At 31.1% G+C, this 17743-nt stretch carries 14 protein-coding genes; 6 read left to right on the top strand and 8 right to left on the bottom strand.

Annotation, left to right across the window (positions count from 1 at the left end; translation table 11 throughout):
* Nucleotides 1–303 precede the first annotated feature (303 nt).
* Nucleotides 304–825 carry a hypothetical protein gene (locus HKP59_RS00645; protein WP_291802577.1) on the top strand — a complete coding sequence of 174 codons (522 nt, stop codon included), beginning with the start codon at nucleotides 304–306 and terminating at the stop codon, nucleotides 823–825.
* An 8-nt stretch (nucleotides 826–833) separates the two neighbouring features.
* On the opposite strand, the gene hisIE is transcribed toward HKP59_RS00645, so the two are convergent.
* From hisIE to hisG, 8 genes are all read right to left on the bottom strand, one after another.
* A complete protein-coding gene (hisIE, locus tag HKP59_RS00640; RefSeq protein ID WP_291802575.1) occupies nucleotides 834–1433 on the bottom strand; it encodes a bifunctional phosphoribosyl-AMP cyclohydrolase/phosphoribosyl-ATP diphosphatase HisIE in 600 nt (199 codons plus the stop codon).
* Nucleotides 1434–1532: 99 nt separating this feature from the next.
* Complete coding sequence (gene hisF, locus HKP59_RS00635) at nucleotides 1533–2288, bottom strand: imidazole glycerol phosphate synthase subunit HisF (RefSeq protein ID WP_291802573.1); 756 nt, start codon at nucleotides 2286–2288, stop codon at nucleotides 1533–1535.
* Nucleotides 2289–3014: a 1-(5-phosphoribosyl)-5-[(5-phosphoribosylamino)methylideneamino]imidazole-4-carboxamide isomerase gene (gene hisA / locus HKP59_RS00630; protein WP_291802572.1), complete on the bottom strand. Its 726-nt coding sequence runs from the start codon at nucleotides 3012–3014 to the stop codon at nucleotides 2289–2291.
* A 2-nt stretch (nucleotides 3015–3016) separates the two neighbouring features.
* Nucleotides 3017–3598, bottom strand: a complete 582-nt coding sequence (hisH, locus tag HKP59_RS00625) for an imidazole glycerol phosphate synthase subunit HisH (RefSeq protein WP_291802571.1) — start codon at nucleotides 3596–3598, stop codon at nucleotides 3017–3019.
* Complete coding sequence (gene hisB / locus HKP59_RS00620) at nucleotides 3598–4734, bottom strand: bifunctional histidinol-phosphatase/imidazoleglycerol-phosphate dehydratase HisB (RefSeq protein WP_291802570.1); 1137 nt, start codon at nucleotides 4732–4734, stop codon at nucleotides 3598–3600. Before hisB ends, hisH begins: the two co-directional genes overlap by 1 nt.
* Entirely contained in the window at nucleotides 4735–5769 is a 1035-nt protein-coding gene (hisC, locus tag HKP59_RS00615) for a histidinol-phosphate transaminase (RefSeq protein WP_291802569.1), read from the bottom strand.
* 35 nt (nucleotides 5770–5804) lie between these two features.
* Complete coding sequence (gene hisD, locus HKP59_RS00610; RefSeq protein ID WP_291802566.1) at nucleotides 5805–7088, bottom strand: histidinol dehydrogenase; 1284 nt, start codon at nucleotides 7086–7088, stop codon at nucleotides 5805–5807.
* A 2-nt stretch (nucleotides 7089–7090) separates the two neighbouring features.
* On the bottom strand, nucleotides 7091–7948 hold the full coding sequence (gene hisG, locus HKP59_RS00605) for an ATP phosphoribosyltransferase (protein ID WP_291802564.1): 858 nt from the start codon (nucleotides 7946–7948) through the stop codon (nucleotides 7091–7093).
* Between the two features lie 390 nt (nucleotides 7949–8338).
* Between hisG and purL the strand changes: the two genes are divergently transcribed.
* From purL to HKP59_RS00580, 5 genes are all read left to right on the top strand, one after another.
* Nucleotides 8339–11998, top strand: a complete 3660-nt coding sequence (purL, locus tag HKP59_RS00600; RefSeq protein ID WP_291802562.1) for a phosphoribosylformylglycinamidine synthase — start codon at nucleotides 8339–8341, stop codon at nucleotides 11996–11998.
* Nucleotides 11999–12086: 88 nt separating this feature from the next.
* Nucleotides 12087–13865: a long-chain fatty acid--CoA ligase gene (locus HKP59_RS00595; RefSeq protein ID WP_291802560.1), complete on the top strand. Its 1779-nt coding sequence runs from the start codon at nucleotides 12087–12089 to the stop codon at nucleotides 13863–13865.
* An 81-nt stretch (nucleotides 13866–13946) separates the two neighbouring features.
* The gene (locus HKP59_RS00590) at nucleotides 13947–15728 is read left to right on the top strand and encodes a long-chain fatty acid--CoA ligase (protein ID WP_291802559.1); all 1782 of its coding nucleotides are present in this window, start codon (nucleotides 13947–13949) and stop codon (nucleotides 15726–15728) included.
* Nucleotides 15729–15778: 50 nt separating this feature from the next.
* A complete protein-coding gene (dnaX, locus tag HKP59_RS00585) occupies nucleotides 15779–17470 on the top strand; it encodes a DNA polymerase III subunit gamma/tau (protein WP_291802557.1) in 1692 nt (563 codons plus the stop codon).
* A gap of 52 nt (nucleotides 17471–17522) precedes the next feature.
* On the top strand, nucleotides 17523–17743 hold a 221-nt coding region (locus tag HKP59_RS00580), incomplete at its 3' end, for a hypothetical protein (protein WP_291802556.1).

The raw sequence follows: 17743 nt of genomic DNA, 5'->3' as shown, positions 1-17743 counted from the left end.
TGTGCTGTTGAAGCACCTCCCATTGACATATTTACGGCCCCAACTCCTTGCATAATATGCCCGGCTTGGGCAAATGTTGCTGAGGTAAAAAGTACTACAGCTAATTTTAAAAATTTTCTCATAATTTTAATTTTAATTTAATGTCCTTTAGTTTTGTAACAAATGTTTCGTAAATATAAAGAAATAACAATTGTTACAAAACAAATTTAGAAAGTTTTGTAGAAGTGACAACTGATATATATCAGCTAAAATTGAAAAGTTTAAAAAATATATAATAAATTAGCCTTTTACAGGATAAAAATTATGGAATTATCAAAAATAATAGAATTACTTAGTTTTACAATACCTTCAATTATCACAGGGTCAATAGCTTACCTTTTTTTTCTAAGCCATACTCAAAGTGAAGAAAAAAAAATTAAACTGACATTATCGCGTGAAAATAAAAAAAACATATTGCCTATTAAACTTCAGGCTTATGAAAGAATGACCTTATATTTAGAACGTATCAATCCTTCTAAATTATTAATTAGAGTTACTTCAATTAATAACGATAAACAAGCTTATACGTTAAGCTTAATAAATACAATTGAACAAGAATTTGAACATAATTTAACGCAACAAATTTATATTTCTGAAAAATGCTGGAGTGTTATCATTGCTTCTAAAAATGCTACTATTCAACTAATTAAGAAAACTTCAGAAGAAAATTCAATTGTAAATGCACAAGAATTAAGGGAAAATATATTGCAAAACATCTTAAAAACTCCATCTCCAACAAATACAGCATTGGCATTTATTAAAGATGAAGTTAGAAGTTTTTTATAATTAATTTTTTAAGAGTGTCTTCCTTCTAAAACTTTTACAACATCATTTAAAGTGTATCCTTTAGCTTGTAATAAAATTAAGTAGTGAAATAATAAATCAGCTCCTTCATTTAAAAATAAATTATCATCGTTGTCCTTCGCTTCAATTACAATTTCGACAGCTTCTTCACCTACTTTTTGTGCTATTTTATTAATCCCTTTTTTAAACAATGATGCGACATAACTTTTTTCCGATTCACCCGCTTCTCTTCTACTTTCGATAACCTTTTCAAGTTTTGTTAAGAAACCAAAAGATTGATCATTGTCTTCTCCCCAACAAGTATCAGTACCTTTATGACAAGTTGGACCTGCAGGATTAACCGCTATTAAAAGTGTATCATCATCACAGTCGTTTTTAATTGAGACTGCATGTAAAAAATTACCACTTTCCTCACCTTTTGTCCATAATCTATTTTTTGTTCTGCTAAAAAAAGTTACTTTTTTAGTTTCATTGGTTTTTTGATAGGCCTCTGCGTTCATATATCCTAACATCAATACATTTTTAGTAGCACTATCTTGTATAATTGCGGGTACTAATCCGTTTTCGTTTTTATTAAAATCTATATTCATCGTTTATTTTTTGTTTACAAAACAAGTTTTTCATTTATTTTTTTATGATATTCATTTTTGGTACTATCGAAAAGATTCAAACCAAAATAAAAAGTATTCTTATAATCTTACGGCAATTCCATTTTTAGATAATTCATTTTTCAAAGTCTTAATCTCTATTTCTTTAAAGTGAAACACACTCGCTGCCAATGCCGCATCAGCTTTTCCTATGATAAAAGTATCTGAAAAGTGTTGGATGTTTCCTGCACCACCAGAAGCAATAATTGGAATATTAATCAAACTACTTAAATGTGCTAAAGCCTCATTTGCAAATCCATTTTTAGTTCCATCATGATTCATAGAAGTAAATAAAATTTCTCCTGCTCCTCGTTCTTCTACTTCTTTGGCCCAATCAAATAGTTTAATTTCAGTAGGAACTTTCCCACCAACTAAATGCACTATCCATTCACCTTTAATTTTTTTAGCGTCAATAGCCACTACAATACATTGACTTCCGAATTTTGCGGCTAACTCATTAATTAATTGAGGGTTTTTTACGGCAGAAGAATTGATAGAAACCTTATCAGCGCCAGAATTTAATAATATTTCAACATCTTCAATTGAAGAAATTCCTCCACCAACTGTAAAAGGTATATTCACTTTTTCAGCTACATGCATCACTAATTCTGCCAATGTTTTTCTTCGCTGCTCTGTTGCTGTAATATCTAAAAATACTAATTCATCAGCACCTTCGTTTGCGTAAATTTCTGCTAATTCAACAGGGTCTCCAGCATCCCGTAAATCAACAAAATTTACACCTTTAACAGTTCTTCCATCCTTGATATCTAAACAAGGTATTATTCTTTTTGTTAGCATTTAATTATTTAGTATATAATTTTCTAATTGCTTCATACTTATTTTATGCTCGTAAATAGCTTTGCCAATAATGGTGCCCTCGCAACCTATTTCAGCTAATTTTGGTAACTCATCAAACGTTGAAATTCCTCCAGAAGCTATTAATTTTATTTGAGGAGTTTGATCCAAAATTTTTTGATATAACTTAAATGAAGGGCCTTCTAACATTCCGTCTTTTGAAATATCGGTACAAATTACATAGCGAACACCATTTTCAACATACTTTTGAATGAATGGTACTAATTTTTCTTTAGATTCTTCTAACCAACCACCCACAGCTACTTTTTCATTATTTGCATCAGCTCCTAAAATAATCTTTTGAGCTCCATAAGTTTCTAACCAATTTTTAAAAGTTGATGGGTTTTTCACAGCAATACTTCCTCCAGTTATTTGATTAGCTCCACTTTCAAATGCAATTCTCAAATCTTCATCAGACTTTAATCCACCTCCAAAATCAATACTTAGATTTGTTTTGGCAGCTATGGTTTCTAACACTTTATGATTTACAATATGACTCGCTTTTGCCCCATCTAGATCAACTAAATGCAAATGTTTTATCCCATGATTTTCAAACATTTTAGCAACTTCTAAAGGGCGCTCATTATATATTTTTTCTGTACTGTAATCACCTTTTGAAAGACGCACACATTTACCGTTTATAATATCTATTGCTGGTATAATTCTCATTCTTATAATTCTAAAAAATTCTTCAATATATGGGCTCCTGCTTGACTACTTTTTTCTGGGTGAAACTGAGTGCCATAAAAATTATTTCTTTTTAATGCAGATACATATGTAATTCCGTAATTTGTTGTTGCAATAGCTTCATTATTCAAGGGTACATAAAAACTGTGTACCAAATACATATGCTCTTTTTCTTTTATTCCTTGGAATAATCTAGATTTTAAATTCTCAATTTGATTCCATCCAATTTGAGGTACCTTAAGATTATTGTTAAATTTAACAACATCACAATCAAAAATCCCTAAACCCTTTGTGTCTCCTTCTTCACAATAATTACACATTAGTTGCATTCCCAAACAAATTCCTAATACGGGCTGCTCTAGTGTTGGAATTAGTGTATCCAAACCAGTTGACTTTAATTTTTTCATAGCACTACTGGCCTCACCAACACCAGGAAAAATAACTTTATCAGCATTTTTTATTTCATCAACATTGTCTGATAAAATGGCGTCAAAACCTAAACGCTTTATAGCGAATTTTATCGATTGTATATTTCCTGCTCCGTAATTTATAATAACTACTTTCATTACAACATTCCTTTGGTTGACGGTAAAATCATTTTTTCTACGTCCCTTTTTACCGCAGCTTTTATTGCTTTTGCAAAGGCTTTAAAGATGCCTTCTATTTTATGATGTTCATTCGTACCTTCAGCTTTGATATTTAAATTACATTTTGCTCCATCAGTAAATGATTTAAATAAATGAAAAAACATTTCTGTTGGCATTTCACCAATTTTTTCGCGCTTAAAATCGGCCTCCCACACCAACCAGTTTCTTCCACCAAAATCTATGGCTACCTGCGCCAAACAATCGTCCATTGGTAAACAAAAACCATAACGTTCTATTCCTAATTTAGTGCCAAGTGCTTTTGCAAAAACTTCACCTAAGGCAATCATTGTATCCTCTATGGTATGGTGTTCATCAACTTCTAAATCTCCTTTAACTTGGATAGTTAAATCCATATTTCCATGACGTGAAATCTGATCCAGCATATGATCAAAAAATGCAATTCCCGTTGAAATATCACTATTTCCTGATCCGTCTAAATTTAGTTTTATAAAAATATCCGTTTCGTTTGTAGTTCTCGTTATTTCAGCCGTTCTATTTTCTAGCTTTAAAAACTCATAAATTTTCTCCCAATCACTAGTTTCTAATGAAATAACCGCGTCTAAATCTGTTCTTTTTACTGTAATTTCTCCAGTACCTAAATTTGTATTATCATTTATAAATATGCCCTTTGAACCTAGATTTTTAGCCAACTCAATATCTGTTAATCGATCACCAATAACAAACGAGTTTTCCAAATCGTACTCATCAGAAAAGTAACTTGTTAACAATCCAGTTCCAGGTTTACGTGTATTCGCATTTTCATGTGGAAAAGTTCTATCTAAAAATATAGCATCAAACACAACTCCTTCATTTTCAAATGATTTTAAAATAAAATTATGAACTGGCCAAAAAGTTTCTTCTGGAAAAGCATCTGTTCCCAAACCATCCTGATTCGTAATCATTACCAATTCATAATCCAGTTCTTTTGCTATTTTACCTAAAAAAGTAAAAGCTTTCGGATAAAAAATCATTTTTTCGAATGCATCAATTTGCTCATCAATGGTTTCTTTAATAAGTGTGCCATCTCGATCAATAAATAATACTTTTTTCTTCATTTATAGTTCTTTTAAAGCTTGTATTAATTTTTTATTTTCTGCCTTTGTTCCTATGGTTAATCTAAGCGTATTTTCGCATAAAGGCTGTGTTGTTCTGTTACGTATTACAACTCCCTTTTCTAACAATTGATTATACCTTTTTAATGCATCGTCTACTATAACCAACACAAAATTAGCATCACTCGGATAAATTTTATTGATAAATGAAATCGTTTTTAACTTATCAATCAATTTTTCGCGCTGTTCTAAAATTTTAGTTATTTCAAGTTCTACCTTATTTTTATTTAAAATTCTTTTTAAGCCTTTTTTTTGCGTTAAACCGTTGATATTATAAGGTGGTTTAATTTTATTTAAAATAGCTATAATTTCTGACGAAGCATAACAAATCCCTAAACGAATTCCTGCCATTCCATAAGCTTTAGATAAAGTTTGTGTAATAATTAAATTAGGAAATTCATTCAGTCGTGTAAGCCAACTTTTCGTTGAGGAGAAATCTATATAAGCCTCATCTATGACAACCAACCCTTTAAACGATTTTAACAATGTTTCAACAATTTCTGTAGAAAACGAATTTCCTGTTGGGTTATTTGGTGAACATAAAAACAGTAGTTTGGATTGTTCGTTTGCAACTTCTAAAATGGCTTTAGTTGAAGGCTCAAAATTATCTGTTAATAAAACTTCTCTTTCTTCAACGTTATTTATATTTGCCAACACTTTGTACATGCCATAAGTTGGTGGTAATGTAATAATATTATCCTCTTTTGGTTCACAAAAAGCTCTAAAAATTAAGTCCAACACTTCATCACTTCCATTTCCTAATAAAATTTGATTTACTGGAACTTCTTTTAGTTTTGAAAGCTCCGTTTTTAAATCTATTTGTTGCGGATCTGGATAACGATTCACGCCATTCTCAAATGGATTTTCGTTGGCATCTAAAAATACTAAATCAGATGTAAACTCTTTAAATTCATCTCTTGCTGATGAATACGGTTTTAAAGATTTAATATTTGCGCGAACTAAATTTTGAATATTCATACAATTCTTATTGCTATCAATAAATTTTACCTTATTTATTTTAAACTATTTAATCTTAAAGTCACTGCATTTTTATGTGCATCTAATCCTTCTGCATCTGCTAAAATTTCTATAGCTTTTCCTATATTTTCAATTCCTTTTTTTGAAATTTTTTGAAATGAAATCGCTTTCAAAAAAGAATCTAAATTAACACCTGAATATGCTTTGGTATATCCGTTTGTTGGCAAGGTATGATTTGTTCCCGAAGCATAATCTCCTGCACTTTCTGGTGTGTAATCACCAATAAATACTGAACCAGCATTTTCAACACCTTCAACATAAAAATCATTATCATTTGTACAAACAATAAAATGTTCAGGCCCATATTCGTTAATTAACTCTAATGCCGTTTCTTTACTTTCAACAAAAATAAGTTTTGAATTCTCAATGGCCTGTTTTGCAATTTTTTTTCGTGATAAAAACGCTATTTGACGCTCTATTTCAATCTCTACTTCTTTTAATTTATCTTTTGAAGTGGAAACTAAAATAACCTGACTATCTGTTCCGTGTTCTGCTTGGCTCAATAAATCTGATGCCACAAAACTGGCATTTGCAGTTTTATCAGCAACAACTAACAATTCACTTGGGCCCGCAGGCATATCAATTGCAACTCCATATTTTGTAGCCAATTGTTTGGCTATAGTTACATACTGATTTCCAGGTCCAAATATTTTATACACTTGTGGAATTGTTTCTGTTCCAAATGTCAATCCTGCTATGGCTTGAATTCCTCCAACTTTCATAATTTTTGTAACTCCACATAACTGAGCTGCATAAATTATGGCCGGATTAATTTCTCCTTTTTTGTTTGGTGGTGTTGCTAAAATAATTTCTCTACAACCTGCAATTTGAGCTGGAATTGCCAACATTAAAACCGATGAGAACAATGGTGCTGTTCCTCCTGGAATATATAGCCCTACTTTTTGAATAGGACGTTTCTCCTGCCAACATTCTACTCCTTTTGTTGTTTCAATTATTTCTTTAGACGTTTGTTGAGCTGAATGAAAAGATGAAATATTATCTTTTGAAAGTTGTATCGCTTCTTTCAACTCATTAGGAACTAACTTTTCAGCATTTTTTATTTCTTCTTCTGAAACAAAAAAATCATCTAAATCAACACCATCAAAAATTGACGTATATCGCTTAATTCCATCATTTCCATTTCTCTGAACATCCTCAAAAATAGAAGTCACCGTTGTTTCAATAGCTTCAATAGTCTGTGTTGGTCTTTTCAACAATTCAAGCCAATCACTTTTTGGAGGGTTTATACTTGTTTTCATAACTATAATACCATTTTTTCAATTGGAACTACTAACAGTCCTTCGGCTCCATTTGCTTTTAATTCATCTATCACTTCCCAAAAAGAATTCTTTTCCACTACCGTATGAATAGAGCTCCAACCTTCTTCCGCTAATGGCAATACCGTTGGACTTCTCATTCCTGGCAATAATTTAATTATACTTTTAACTTTATCGTTTGGAGCATTCATTAAAACATACTTAGATTTTCTCCCTTTTAATACTGCCTGAATTCTAAATTGTAATTTATCTAAGATTTTTTGATTTTCTGAAGAAATGCTAGGAGAAACTGCCAATACTGCTTCACTCACAAGCATTTTTTCTACTTCTTTTAAATTATTCTTAAACAAGGTACTACCGCTTGAAACTATATCACAAATAGCATCTGCTAATCCTATATTAGGCGCTATTTCTACAGAGCCATTAATAATATGAATATCTGGTGTTAAATTGAATTTTTTGAAATATTCCTTTACAGTATTTGGATATGATGTTGCTATTTTAGCACCATCTAAATCTTGAATACTTGTGTAATTTACCTCTTTTGGTACTGCTAAAGAAACTCTACATTTTGAAAAACCTAATTTTTCAACGATACCAATATCCGCTCCCTTTTCAATCAATACATTTTCTCCAATAATAGCAATATCTACTACTCCATCTCTAAGGTATTGTGGAATATCTCCGTTTCTCAAATACAAAACTTCTAAAGGGAAGTTACTTGCTGATGCTTTTAACTGATCCTTACCATTATCAATTGAAATTCCACAATCTTTTAACAGTTTTAGAGAATCGTCATTTAATCTTCCTGATTTTTGAACTGCAATCTTAATTTTACTCATTTTTTTTTCTAATATGTTCTTATAAACCAACAGGCTTGAATTAAAAAACCCATTTGATTTACTCAAACGGGTTTAATTATATATTTAATTATATTCAATACAAAATCATCTCGCCTGAGTCTCAGTTGATAAATGATGATGAAATTGAATTACTAACATTGTTTCTAAATTTTGAACGACAAATATATAAAAATGTTTAATAAATAAAGTGACATTAAAGATAATATTAACAAAAAATTTACATTTGGTAACCAAACTATAAAGTTTTAAAACTTGTAAATTGTTTAAAAGTCTTTTAATAACTGGTTGAATATTAAGATTAGCTACTGCTAACTTTCTAATTAATTGGTTAAATTTGCCTTTTAAACATCACACTAAACAAATCAACTTATGATTCAATTCTTTGGAAACACGAACAGTAAAATTTATGCTGTGCAAACGTCAAAAGAACTTTCAAAAAAAGACACACAAAAATTAAACTGGCTTTTTGGAAATAAAGAAAGATTAGCTGAGGCATCTATTGATGCTTTTTTTATTGGTCCTCGTGCTGCAATGATTACTCCTTGGAGTACAAATGCTGTTGAAATTACTCAAAATATGGGTATTGAAGGTATTTTTAGAATTGAAGAGTTTAATGCTTCCACAAAAGATGAAAATTTTGATCCAATGATTTTTCAGAAGTATTCAAATTTAAATCAAGATATTTTTACAATCAATATTCAGCCTGAACCAATACTTGAGATTGAAAATATTGATGCATATAATAAACAAGAAGGGCTATCACTAAATGAAGAGGAAGTTGAATATCTTAATAATTTGAGCAGTAAAATTGGAAGAAAACTTACCGATTCTGAAGTTTTTGGTTTTTCTCAGGTCAATTCAGAACATTGTCGTCACAAAATATTTAATGGAACTTTTGTGATTGATGGTGAAGAAATGCCTTCTTCACTTTTCAAATTAATTAGAAAAACTTCTGAAACTCATCCAAACGGTATTGTATCTGCCTATAAAGATAATGTAGCATTTGTTGAAGGTCCAACTGTTGAACAATTTGCGCCAAAATCTGCTGAAAAACCTGAATTTTACGAAACAAAAAATTATAATTCTGTCATTTCCTTAAAAGCTGAAACGCATAATTTTCCAACTACTGTTGAGCCTTTTAATGGAGCTGCAACAGGTTCAGGAGGTGAAATTAGAGACCGATTGGCTGGAGGAAAAGGTTCCTTACCGCTTGCGGGTACTGCGGTTTATATGACTTCTTATTCTCGTTTAAACGAAAATAGACCTTGGGAACAAGGCATGAAAGAACGCGATTGGTTATATCAAACACCTATGGATATTTTAATAAAAGCTTCCAACGGCGCCTCTGATTTTGGAAATAAATTTGGACAACCATTAATTACTGGATCATTATTAACATTTGAACACGAAGAACAAGCTCGTAAATTAGGATTTGATAAAGTTATTATGCAAGCTGGTGGAATTGGGTATGGAAAAGCAAACCAAGCTTTAAAAGACAAGCCAAAAGAACACGATAAAATAATATTACTTGGTGGAGAAAATTATAGAATTGGTATGGGTGGTGCGGCCGTTTCCTCTGCAGATACAGGAGAATTTGCAAGTGGTATTGAATTAAATGCTGTTCAACGTTCAAACCCAGAAATGCAAAAAAGGGCTGCAAATGCGATACGTGGAATGGTGGAAAATGATATAAATCCGATAGTTTCTATACATGACCATGGTGCTGGAGGCCATTTAAATTGTTTATCTGAACTCGTAGAAGAAACTGGAGGCATCATTAATTTAGATAAATTACCAATTGGTGATCCTACACTTTCAGCAAAAGAAATTATTGGAAACGAGTCTCAAGAACGCATGGGATTAGTGATTAGCGAAACCGATGCAAAAACATTAAAACGTGTCGCAGCAAGAGAACGTTCCCCTTATTATGAAGTTGGAGAAGTAACAAATAACAATCGTTTTACATTTAAATCTAAAAAAACTGGAGAAAAACCAATGGATTTAGAATTGTTCGATATGTTTGGAAGCTCTCCAAAAACAATTATGAACGATGTTACTATTGACCGAAATTATCGTGAAATCTCATATCAACAAGAACATATATATGAGTATACCAAACAAGTATTGAAGCTAGAAGCTGTAGCTTGTAAAGACTGGTTAACGAATAAAGTAGATCGTTGTGTAGGTGGAAAAGTCGCTAAGCAACAATGTGCAGGTACTTTGCAGTTACCCTTAAATAATGTTGGTGTTATGGCATTAGACTATAATGGTAAAGAAGGTGTTGCTACTTCCATTGGACATGCGCCTGTTAGTGCTATTATTGATCCTGAAGCAGGAAGTAAAAATGCCATTGCCGAAGCACTTACAAACCTAATTTGGGCTCCTTTACAAGATGAGTTAGCATCTGTTTCATTATCTGCAAATTGGATGTGGCCTTGTAAAAATGAAGGTGAAGATGCAAGATTATATAAAGCAGTTCAAGCAGTTTCAGATTTTTCTATAGATTTAGGTATTAATGTTCCAACAGGTAAAGATTCTCTTTCCATGAAACAAAAATACCCAAATGAAGAAGTTATTGCACCAGGAACAGTAGTTATCTCGGCTGCTGGACATTGCTGTGATATTAGAAAAGTAGTTGAACCTGTTATTAAAAATGTTGCTGCTAATAAATTGTATTACATCAATTTATCAAACGATACTTTTAAGCTTGGAGGTTCATCATTTGCCCAAACTCAAAATAGTATTGGTACTGAAACTCCAACTATAAAAAGTGCTGCAAAGTTTAAGAATGCTTTTAATACAGTTCAACAATTAATTAAAGATGAAAAGATTTTAGCAGGACATGATATATCTGCGGGTGGTATGTTAACGACGTTGTTAGAATTGTGCTTTTCAGAAAAAAACATAGGATTACGCATTGATATTTCTAGCTTAGGTGAAAAAGATACTGTAAAAGTGCTATTTGCTGAAAATAGCGGTATACTAATTCAAAGTGCAGATATTGAAGTTCAATCAATTTTAAAAGAAAAGAATGTTGAGTTCTATGAAATTGGTACAGCAGTTCATGGAAATACGCTAGAAATTATAAATAATGAAAAGCAGTTCAATTTTAATATTGATGAATTAAGAGATGTTTGGTTTGAAACTTCTTATTTATTAGATCAAAAACAATGTGATAATAACAAAGCGATCGATCGCTTTAAGAATTATAAAAACCAACCTCTATCTTATTCATTTCCAACTCATTTCACAGGCCAAAAACCTTTGATAGATACTAAAAAACCAAGACCAAAAGCAGCTGTTATTCGTGAAAAAGGAAGTAATAGTGAACGTGAAATGGCAAACGCTATGTATTTAGCTGGTTTTGATGTAAAAGACGTACACATGACCGATTTAATTAGTGGTCGTGAAACTCTAGAAGATATTCAGTTTATTGGTGCTGTTGGTGGTTTTTCAAACTCAGATGTATTAGGATCGGCAAAAGGTTGGGCGGGTGCATTTTTATACAATGAAAAGGCTAAAACTGCTTTAGATAATTTCTTTCAAAGAGAAGATACTTTATCTGTTGGTATTTGTAATGGATGTCAATTATTTATGGAATTAGAAGTCATTAATCCAGAACATACAATTCATGGAAAAATGTTGCATAATGATTCTATGAAACACGAAAGTAATTTTACTTCTGTAACAGTTCAAAAAAATAATTCTGTGATGCTTTCTTCTTTAGCTGGAAGTACTTTAGGCGTTTGGATTTCTCATGGTGAAGGAAAATTTAACCTACCTATGCAAGAAGCAGACTATCATATTGTTGCTAAATATGGTTATGAAAACTATCCAGCAAACCCTAATGGTTCTGATTATAATGTTGCGATGATGAGTTCAAAAGATGGAAGACATTTGGTAATGATGCCACATATAGAACGCTCTATTTTTCAATGGAATTGGGCACATTATCCTGATGGAAGAAAAGATGACGTCTCTCCATGGTTAGAAGCTTTTGTAAATGCTAAAAAATGGTTAGATAAATAACTTTGAAAAACGTTATTATTATCAAAAGGATTTTACTGTTGTAAAATCCTTTTTTTATTTTTATTTTGCAAACTACCAAAATATAAATATGACTCAAAATATTACTCGTTTATTTGATTTTGCTTATCATCAATTAGCCAATAATCCACAAGATAAATGCTTCAATACAAAAATTAGTAATAAATATATAACAACTTCAACAGCTTCGTATATCGAACAAGCAAATGCTGTAAGTAGAGCTTTATTAAGATTAGGAATAAAACCCAATGACAAAATTGCAGTAGTAACCTCCACAAATAGAGTTGAATGGCATATTTTAGATATTGCAGTTCTACAAATTGGAGCTATTAATGTTCCCTTATATCCAACAATTTCCTCAAAAGATTATGAATATATTCTAAACCACTCTGATGCTGTTTTGTGTTTTGTTTCCGATGAAGAATTAGCTAAAAAAGTTTCAAAAATAAAAGAGAACACACAACTAAAAGATATCTATTCTTTTGATACAGTTAAAAATATGTCAACTTGGAAGTCTTTATTAGATTTAGGCAAAAACAACTCAAATCAAGAAGAAGTAGAAAAGCTAAAAAATAATATTTCGCCAACACAATTGGCTACCATTATTTATACTTCAGGTACAACAGGTACGCCAAAAGGTGTGATGCTTTCTCATAAAAATATTGTTGAAAACACTATAATTAGTGCTCGAGCACTTGATTTTAAGCCAGGAAACTATAAAGTGCTTAGCTACTTACCTATTTGTCATATTTTTGAACGATTTGCTTTGTATTATTATCAATACATGGGTTTTGAAATCTATTTTGCAGAATCCATTGAGAAATTAGGAGATAATTTAAAAGAAGTTCAACCTCATTTTATACCTGTTGTTCCTCGTTTACTTGAAAAAATTTATGATAAAATAGTGGATAAAGGAAGTAATTTAAAAGGCATAAAACGATTGCTTTTCTTTTGGTCGTTAAACTTAGGTAAACGATATAAACCCTATAACGAAAATAATTGGTGGTATCATTTTCAGTTGAAAATTGCTCAACAATTAGTATTTAGTAAATGGCGTGAAGCTTTTGGTGGTAATATCAAATTTTTGGTTTCAGGAAGTGCACCATTACAACCACTATTAATTAAGGTATTTACTGCTGCTGGAATTCCAATCTTTGAAGGGTATGGAATGACAGAAACTTCTCCAGGAATATCCATCAACGATTTTAGAAACCAAGGCTTTAAAATAGGCACCGTTGGAAAGATTCTTGATGATATGGAAGTGAAGATTGCAGAAGATGGTGAAATATTAGTAAAGGGTTCTAATGTCATGATGGGCTATTATAAAAATGAAGCCTTGACAAAAGAGACTATTAAAAATGGCTATTTGCATACAGGAGATATTGGTGAATTAGACAGTCAAGGTTTTTTAAAAATTACGGATCGTAAGAAAGAGATGTTTAAAACATCTGGTGGTAAATATATTGCCCCTGCGGTTCTAGAAAGTAAATTAAAAGAATCTCGATTTATAGAACAAGCTATGGTAATTGGTGAAAGCGAAAAAATGCCAGCAGCAATTATTCAACCGCATTTTGAATTTTTAATTGAGTGGATAAAACGAAAAGAATTAAAAATTGATATTTCATCGTTCCAAGAAATTATTTCGAACAAAAAAGTGATAAAAAGAATTAGTAAAGAAATCGTTTTCGCTAATGATTCATTTGGAAATTGGGAGAAAATTAAAGATTTTGAATTGACCCCTGAAATTTGGAGCGTAGAAAATGGCTTACTAACACCTACAATGAAATTAAAAAGAAAGGCTATATCTCAGAAATACAAAGAGTTACACGAAAATATTTACAAAAAATAATTGTAAAAGTATTAGCACTTCTTAGCTTGTGCAATTGTATTAATTTTTATATTTTGCAAGGATACATTCAAACAATTAGAAATGGCGAAAGAAATTACTAGATTATTCGACTTTGCACACTATCAATTAGAAAAATATAATTTAAAAACAGCTTTTAATACAAAATATAATGGAAAATGGGTTGCTACTTCAACTCAAGAATATATTTCAAAAGCAAATGCTATAAGTCGAGGATTATTAAAACTAGGAGTAAAACCTGGAGATAAAATAGCTGTTATTTCTTCAAATAACAGAACCGAATGGAATATTTTAGATATTGGCGTATTACAAATTGGAGCCATTAATATTCCTATTTATCCAACAATTTCAAAAGAAGATTACGAATACATTTTTAATCATGCTGAAGTAACTCATTGCTTCTTGTCAGACAACGAATTATATGATAAAGCCATTGCTGTAAAAGATAAAGTTCCAACACTAACAGAAATTTATTCTTTTGAAGAAATTAAAGGTTGTAAAAATTGGAACGAAGTTTTAGAGCTTGGTAAAGACGAAACCAATCAACATGAAGTTGAAAAATTAATGTCAAATGTAAAAGCTGGTGATTTAGCGACAATTATTTACACTTCTGGAACAACCGGACGACCTAAAGGAGTCATGCTTTCACACAATAACATAGTAACGAATGTTTTAGATAGTTACCCTAGATTACCACTTACAAATGGCTCAATGCGAATATTAAGTTTTCTACCGGTATGTCATATTTTCGAAAGAATGCTTCATTACTTATATCAATATGCGGGCGTTTCTATCTATTTTGCTGAAGGGATAGATAAAATAGGAGAAAATGTAAAAGAGGTAAAACCTTCATTAATGTCTGTTGTGCCTCGCTTGCTAGAAAAAATTTATGATGGAATTATCACCAAAGGATCAGAATTAAAAGGAATCAAAAAAATATTGTTCTTTTGGGCTGTAGATTTAGGTTTAAAATATGAACCATATCAAAAGAATGGTTGGTTTTATGAAAAAAAATTAGCACTTGCCAATAAGTTAATTTTTAGCAAATGGAGAGAAGCGCTAGGAGGAAATTTAACAACAATGGTTTCAGGTAGTGCAGCTTTACAACCAAGACTAGCGCGCGTTTTTACTGCAGCCAACATGCAAATTATGGAAGGATATGGGCTCACAGAAACATCACCGGTTGTTTCTGTGAATAAATATGATGGTCATTTAATGCAAATTGGAACAGTTGGTAAGCCAATTGATAATGTTGAAGTTAAAATAGCTGAAGATGGGGAAATTTTAATTAAAGGACCTAATGTAATGATGGGTTATTATAAAGACGAGGAGAAAACATCAAGTGTTATGACTGGAGAATATTTCCATACGGGAGATAAAGGAGAAGTTACTAGTGATGGTTTTTTAAAAATAACCGGGAGAAAAAAAGAAATTTTTAAAACATCTGGTGGTAAATATGTGGTTCCTGCGTTACTTGAAAATCAAATGAAACAATCTCGTTTTATTGAACAAATTTTAGTGGTTGGAGAAGGACAAAAAATGCCTTCTGCTATTATTCAGCCTCATTTTGAATTTTTGAGAGAATGGTCACGTATTCATCATGAACCTATACTTGGAAACAATCAAGATTTAATTGAAAATCCACATATTATAGAACGTATTCAGCAAGAAATTGATCACGGAAATAAAAGTTTCGGAAAATGGGAAACTATCAAGAGGTTTGAATTAACACCTGACATTTGGGGAATTGACAATGGATTATTAACACCTACAATGAAACCAAAACGAACCGAAATATTAAAAAAGTATCAACATTTATACAATAAAATTTATGAAATTAGCTAGTTATTCATAGCTAGTTTTAATACTTTCGCAATAAAGAAAATAAGACACAAATGGAACATTTTATAGTATCAGCCCGTAAATATCGCCCTCAAAATTTTGAGGAAGTTGTTGGGCAACAAGCAATTACTAATACGCTTGAAAATGCTATAAAAAACAATCATTTAGCACAAGCGCTACTATTTACTGGTCCTAGAGGAGTTGGTAAAACTACTTGTGCACGTATTTTAGCGAAACAAATAAATCAAAATAGTTCAAAGAATAAAATTGAAGATGATTTTGCTTTCAATATTTTTGAATTAGATGCCGCTTCAAATAATTCAGTTGATGATATTAGAAGTTTAACCGACCAAGTTAGAATTCCTCCTCAAACCGGGAAATACAAAGTATATATTATTGATGAGGTTCATATGCTTTCAGCATCTGCATTCAATGCTTTTTTAAAAACATTAGAAGAGCCGCCAGCACACGCCATCTTTATTTTAGCAACTACTGAAAAACATAAAATAATCCCAACTATCCTCTCTCGTTGTCAAATATTTGATTTCAAACGAATAGGGGTTTTAGATGCTAAAAATTATCTTAAAAAAATAGCTTCCGAAGAAGGTATTATTGCTGAAGATGATGCCTTACACATTATTGCTCAAAAAGCAGATGGAGCAATGAGAGATGCACTTTCCATATTTGATAGGGTTGTGAGTTTTTCTGGAAATGAATTAACGAGGAAAGCCGTTACAGAAAATTTAAACGTGCTTGATTATGATGAGTTTTTTAAAACTACTACCTTAATTCTTGATAATAAAATTCCTGAAGTACTCGTTCATTTTAACAGTATTTTGTCAAAAGGCTTTGAAGGTCATCATTTTATTAGTGGATTAGCTTCTCATTTTAGAGATTTGTTAGTTGCAAAAGATAAAATTACAATTGATTTATTAGAGGTTGGAGACAACGCTAAAAAAAACTATTTAAATCAGTCGCAAAAATGTGACGTTCGCTTCTTATTACAAGCTATTGAAATAGCTAACGATTGTGATTTAAAATATAAAACTAGTAAAAATCAACGATTACTAGTAGAATTGGCTCTTATGCAATTGACCTCTCTCACTTTTGATGGAGAAAAAAAAAACAGTAAACCCTACATAATAGCATCGCTTCATTTTAATAACGGAACAATTTCAAAACCAATATTTGTTCCTAATTACGTACCTAAAAAGGATACTACAAAAGCAACTCCTCAAGCTAATATACCTAAAAAAGAGGTGATTAAACCAGTTTTAAAGGAACAAATAAGAAGACCTTCTTCCCTATCTTTAAAAAGTATCAATCGCAAAAAAGAACTAGAGGTAATCGAAGTTAGTTATGAAGAAATTGAAGGTTTACCATCTGATGAATTTTCGAAAAACAAGGTCAAACATCTTTGGAAAAAATACATAGAGAACCTAGAATCTAAAGGTAAAAAAAGTGTGGCTTCCATTATGAATGCTAGTAAACCTAATGTAAAAAATAATGAAATTCATTTTGAACTTCCAAATGCAATAATGAAAGATCAATTGGAGCGAGTAAAAGCTCCTTTGTTAAAATATTTACGTGAAAATTTGAATAATTATAAAGTGGATATCGCGATTGATGTAAATGAAGAAGTAACCAAAAAATATGCATATACACCACAAGAAAAATATCAAAAGCTGAAAGAAAAAAATAAAGCCTTAGAATTGCTTAAAAAAACTTTTGATTTAGATCTATAATTGTCAAAAAATTAAATACCAATTGCTATATTAGCATTAAAACTTACCAAATTTGGATATTAAATTATTAATTACATTTTTAATAGGGTTTTTAATTGTTGCTATTGCAGCGAATGAAATTGCTAAAGTATTTCAGAAGATAAAATTCCCTCTTATTACAGGTTTAATTATTACTGGAATCATTGCAGGTTCTTCTGTGTTAAACTTTATAAGTCCAAACGCATTGGATCGTTTAAACTTTTTAAATGAAATAGCGCTGTCTATAATTGCATT

The organism is Lutibacter sp., from assembly GCF_013041805.1.
Taxonomy (GTDB): domain Bacteria; phylum Bacteroidota; class Bacteroidia; order Flavobacteriales; family Flavobacteriaceae; genus Lutibacter.
The sequence above is the reverse complement of the archived record's forward strand: the minus strand, read 5'-3'. Positions and strand labels throughout refer to the sequence as shown.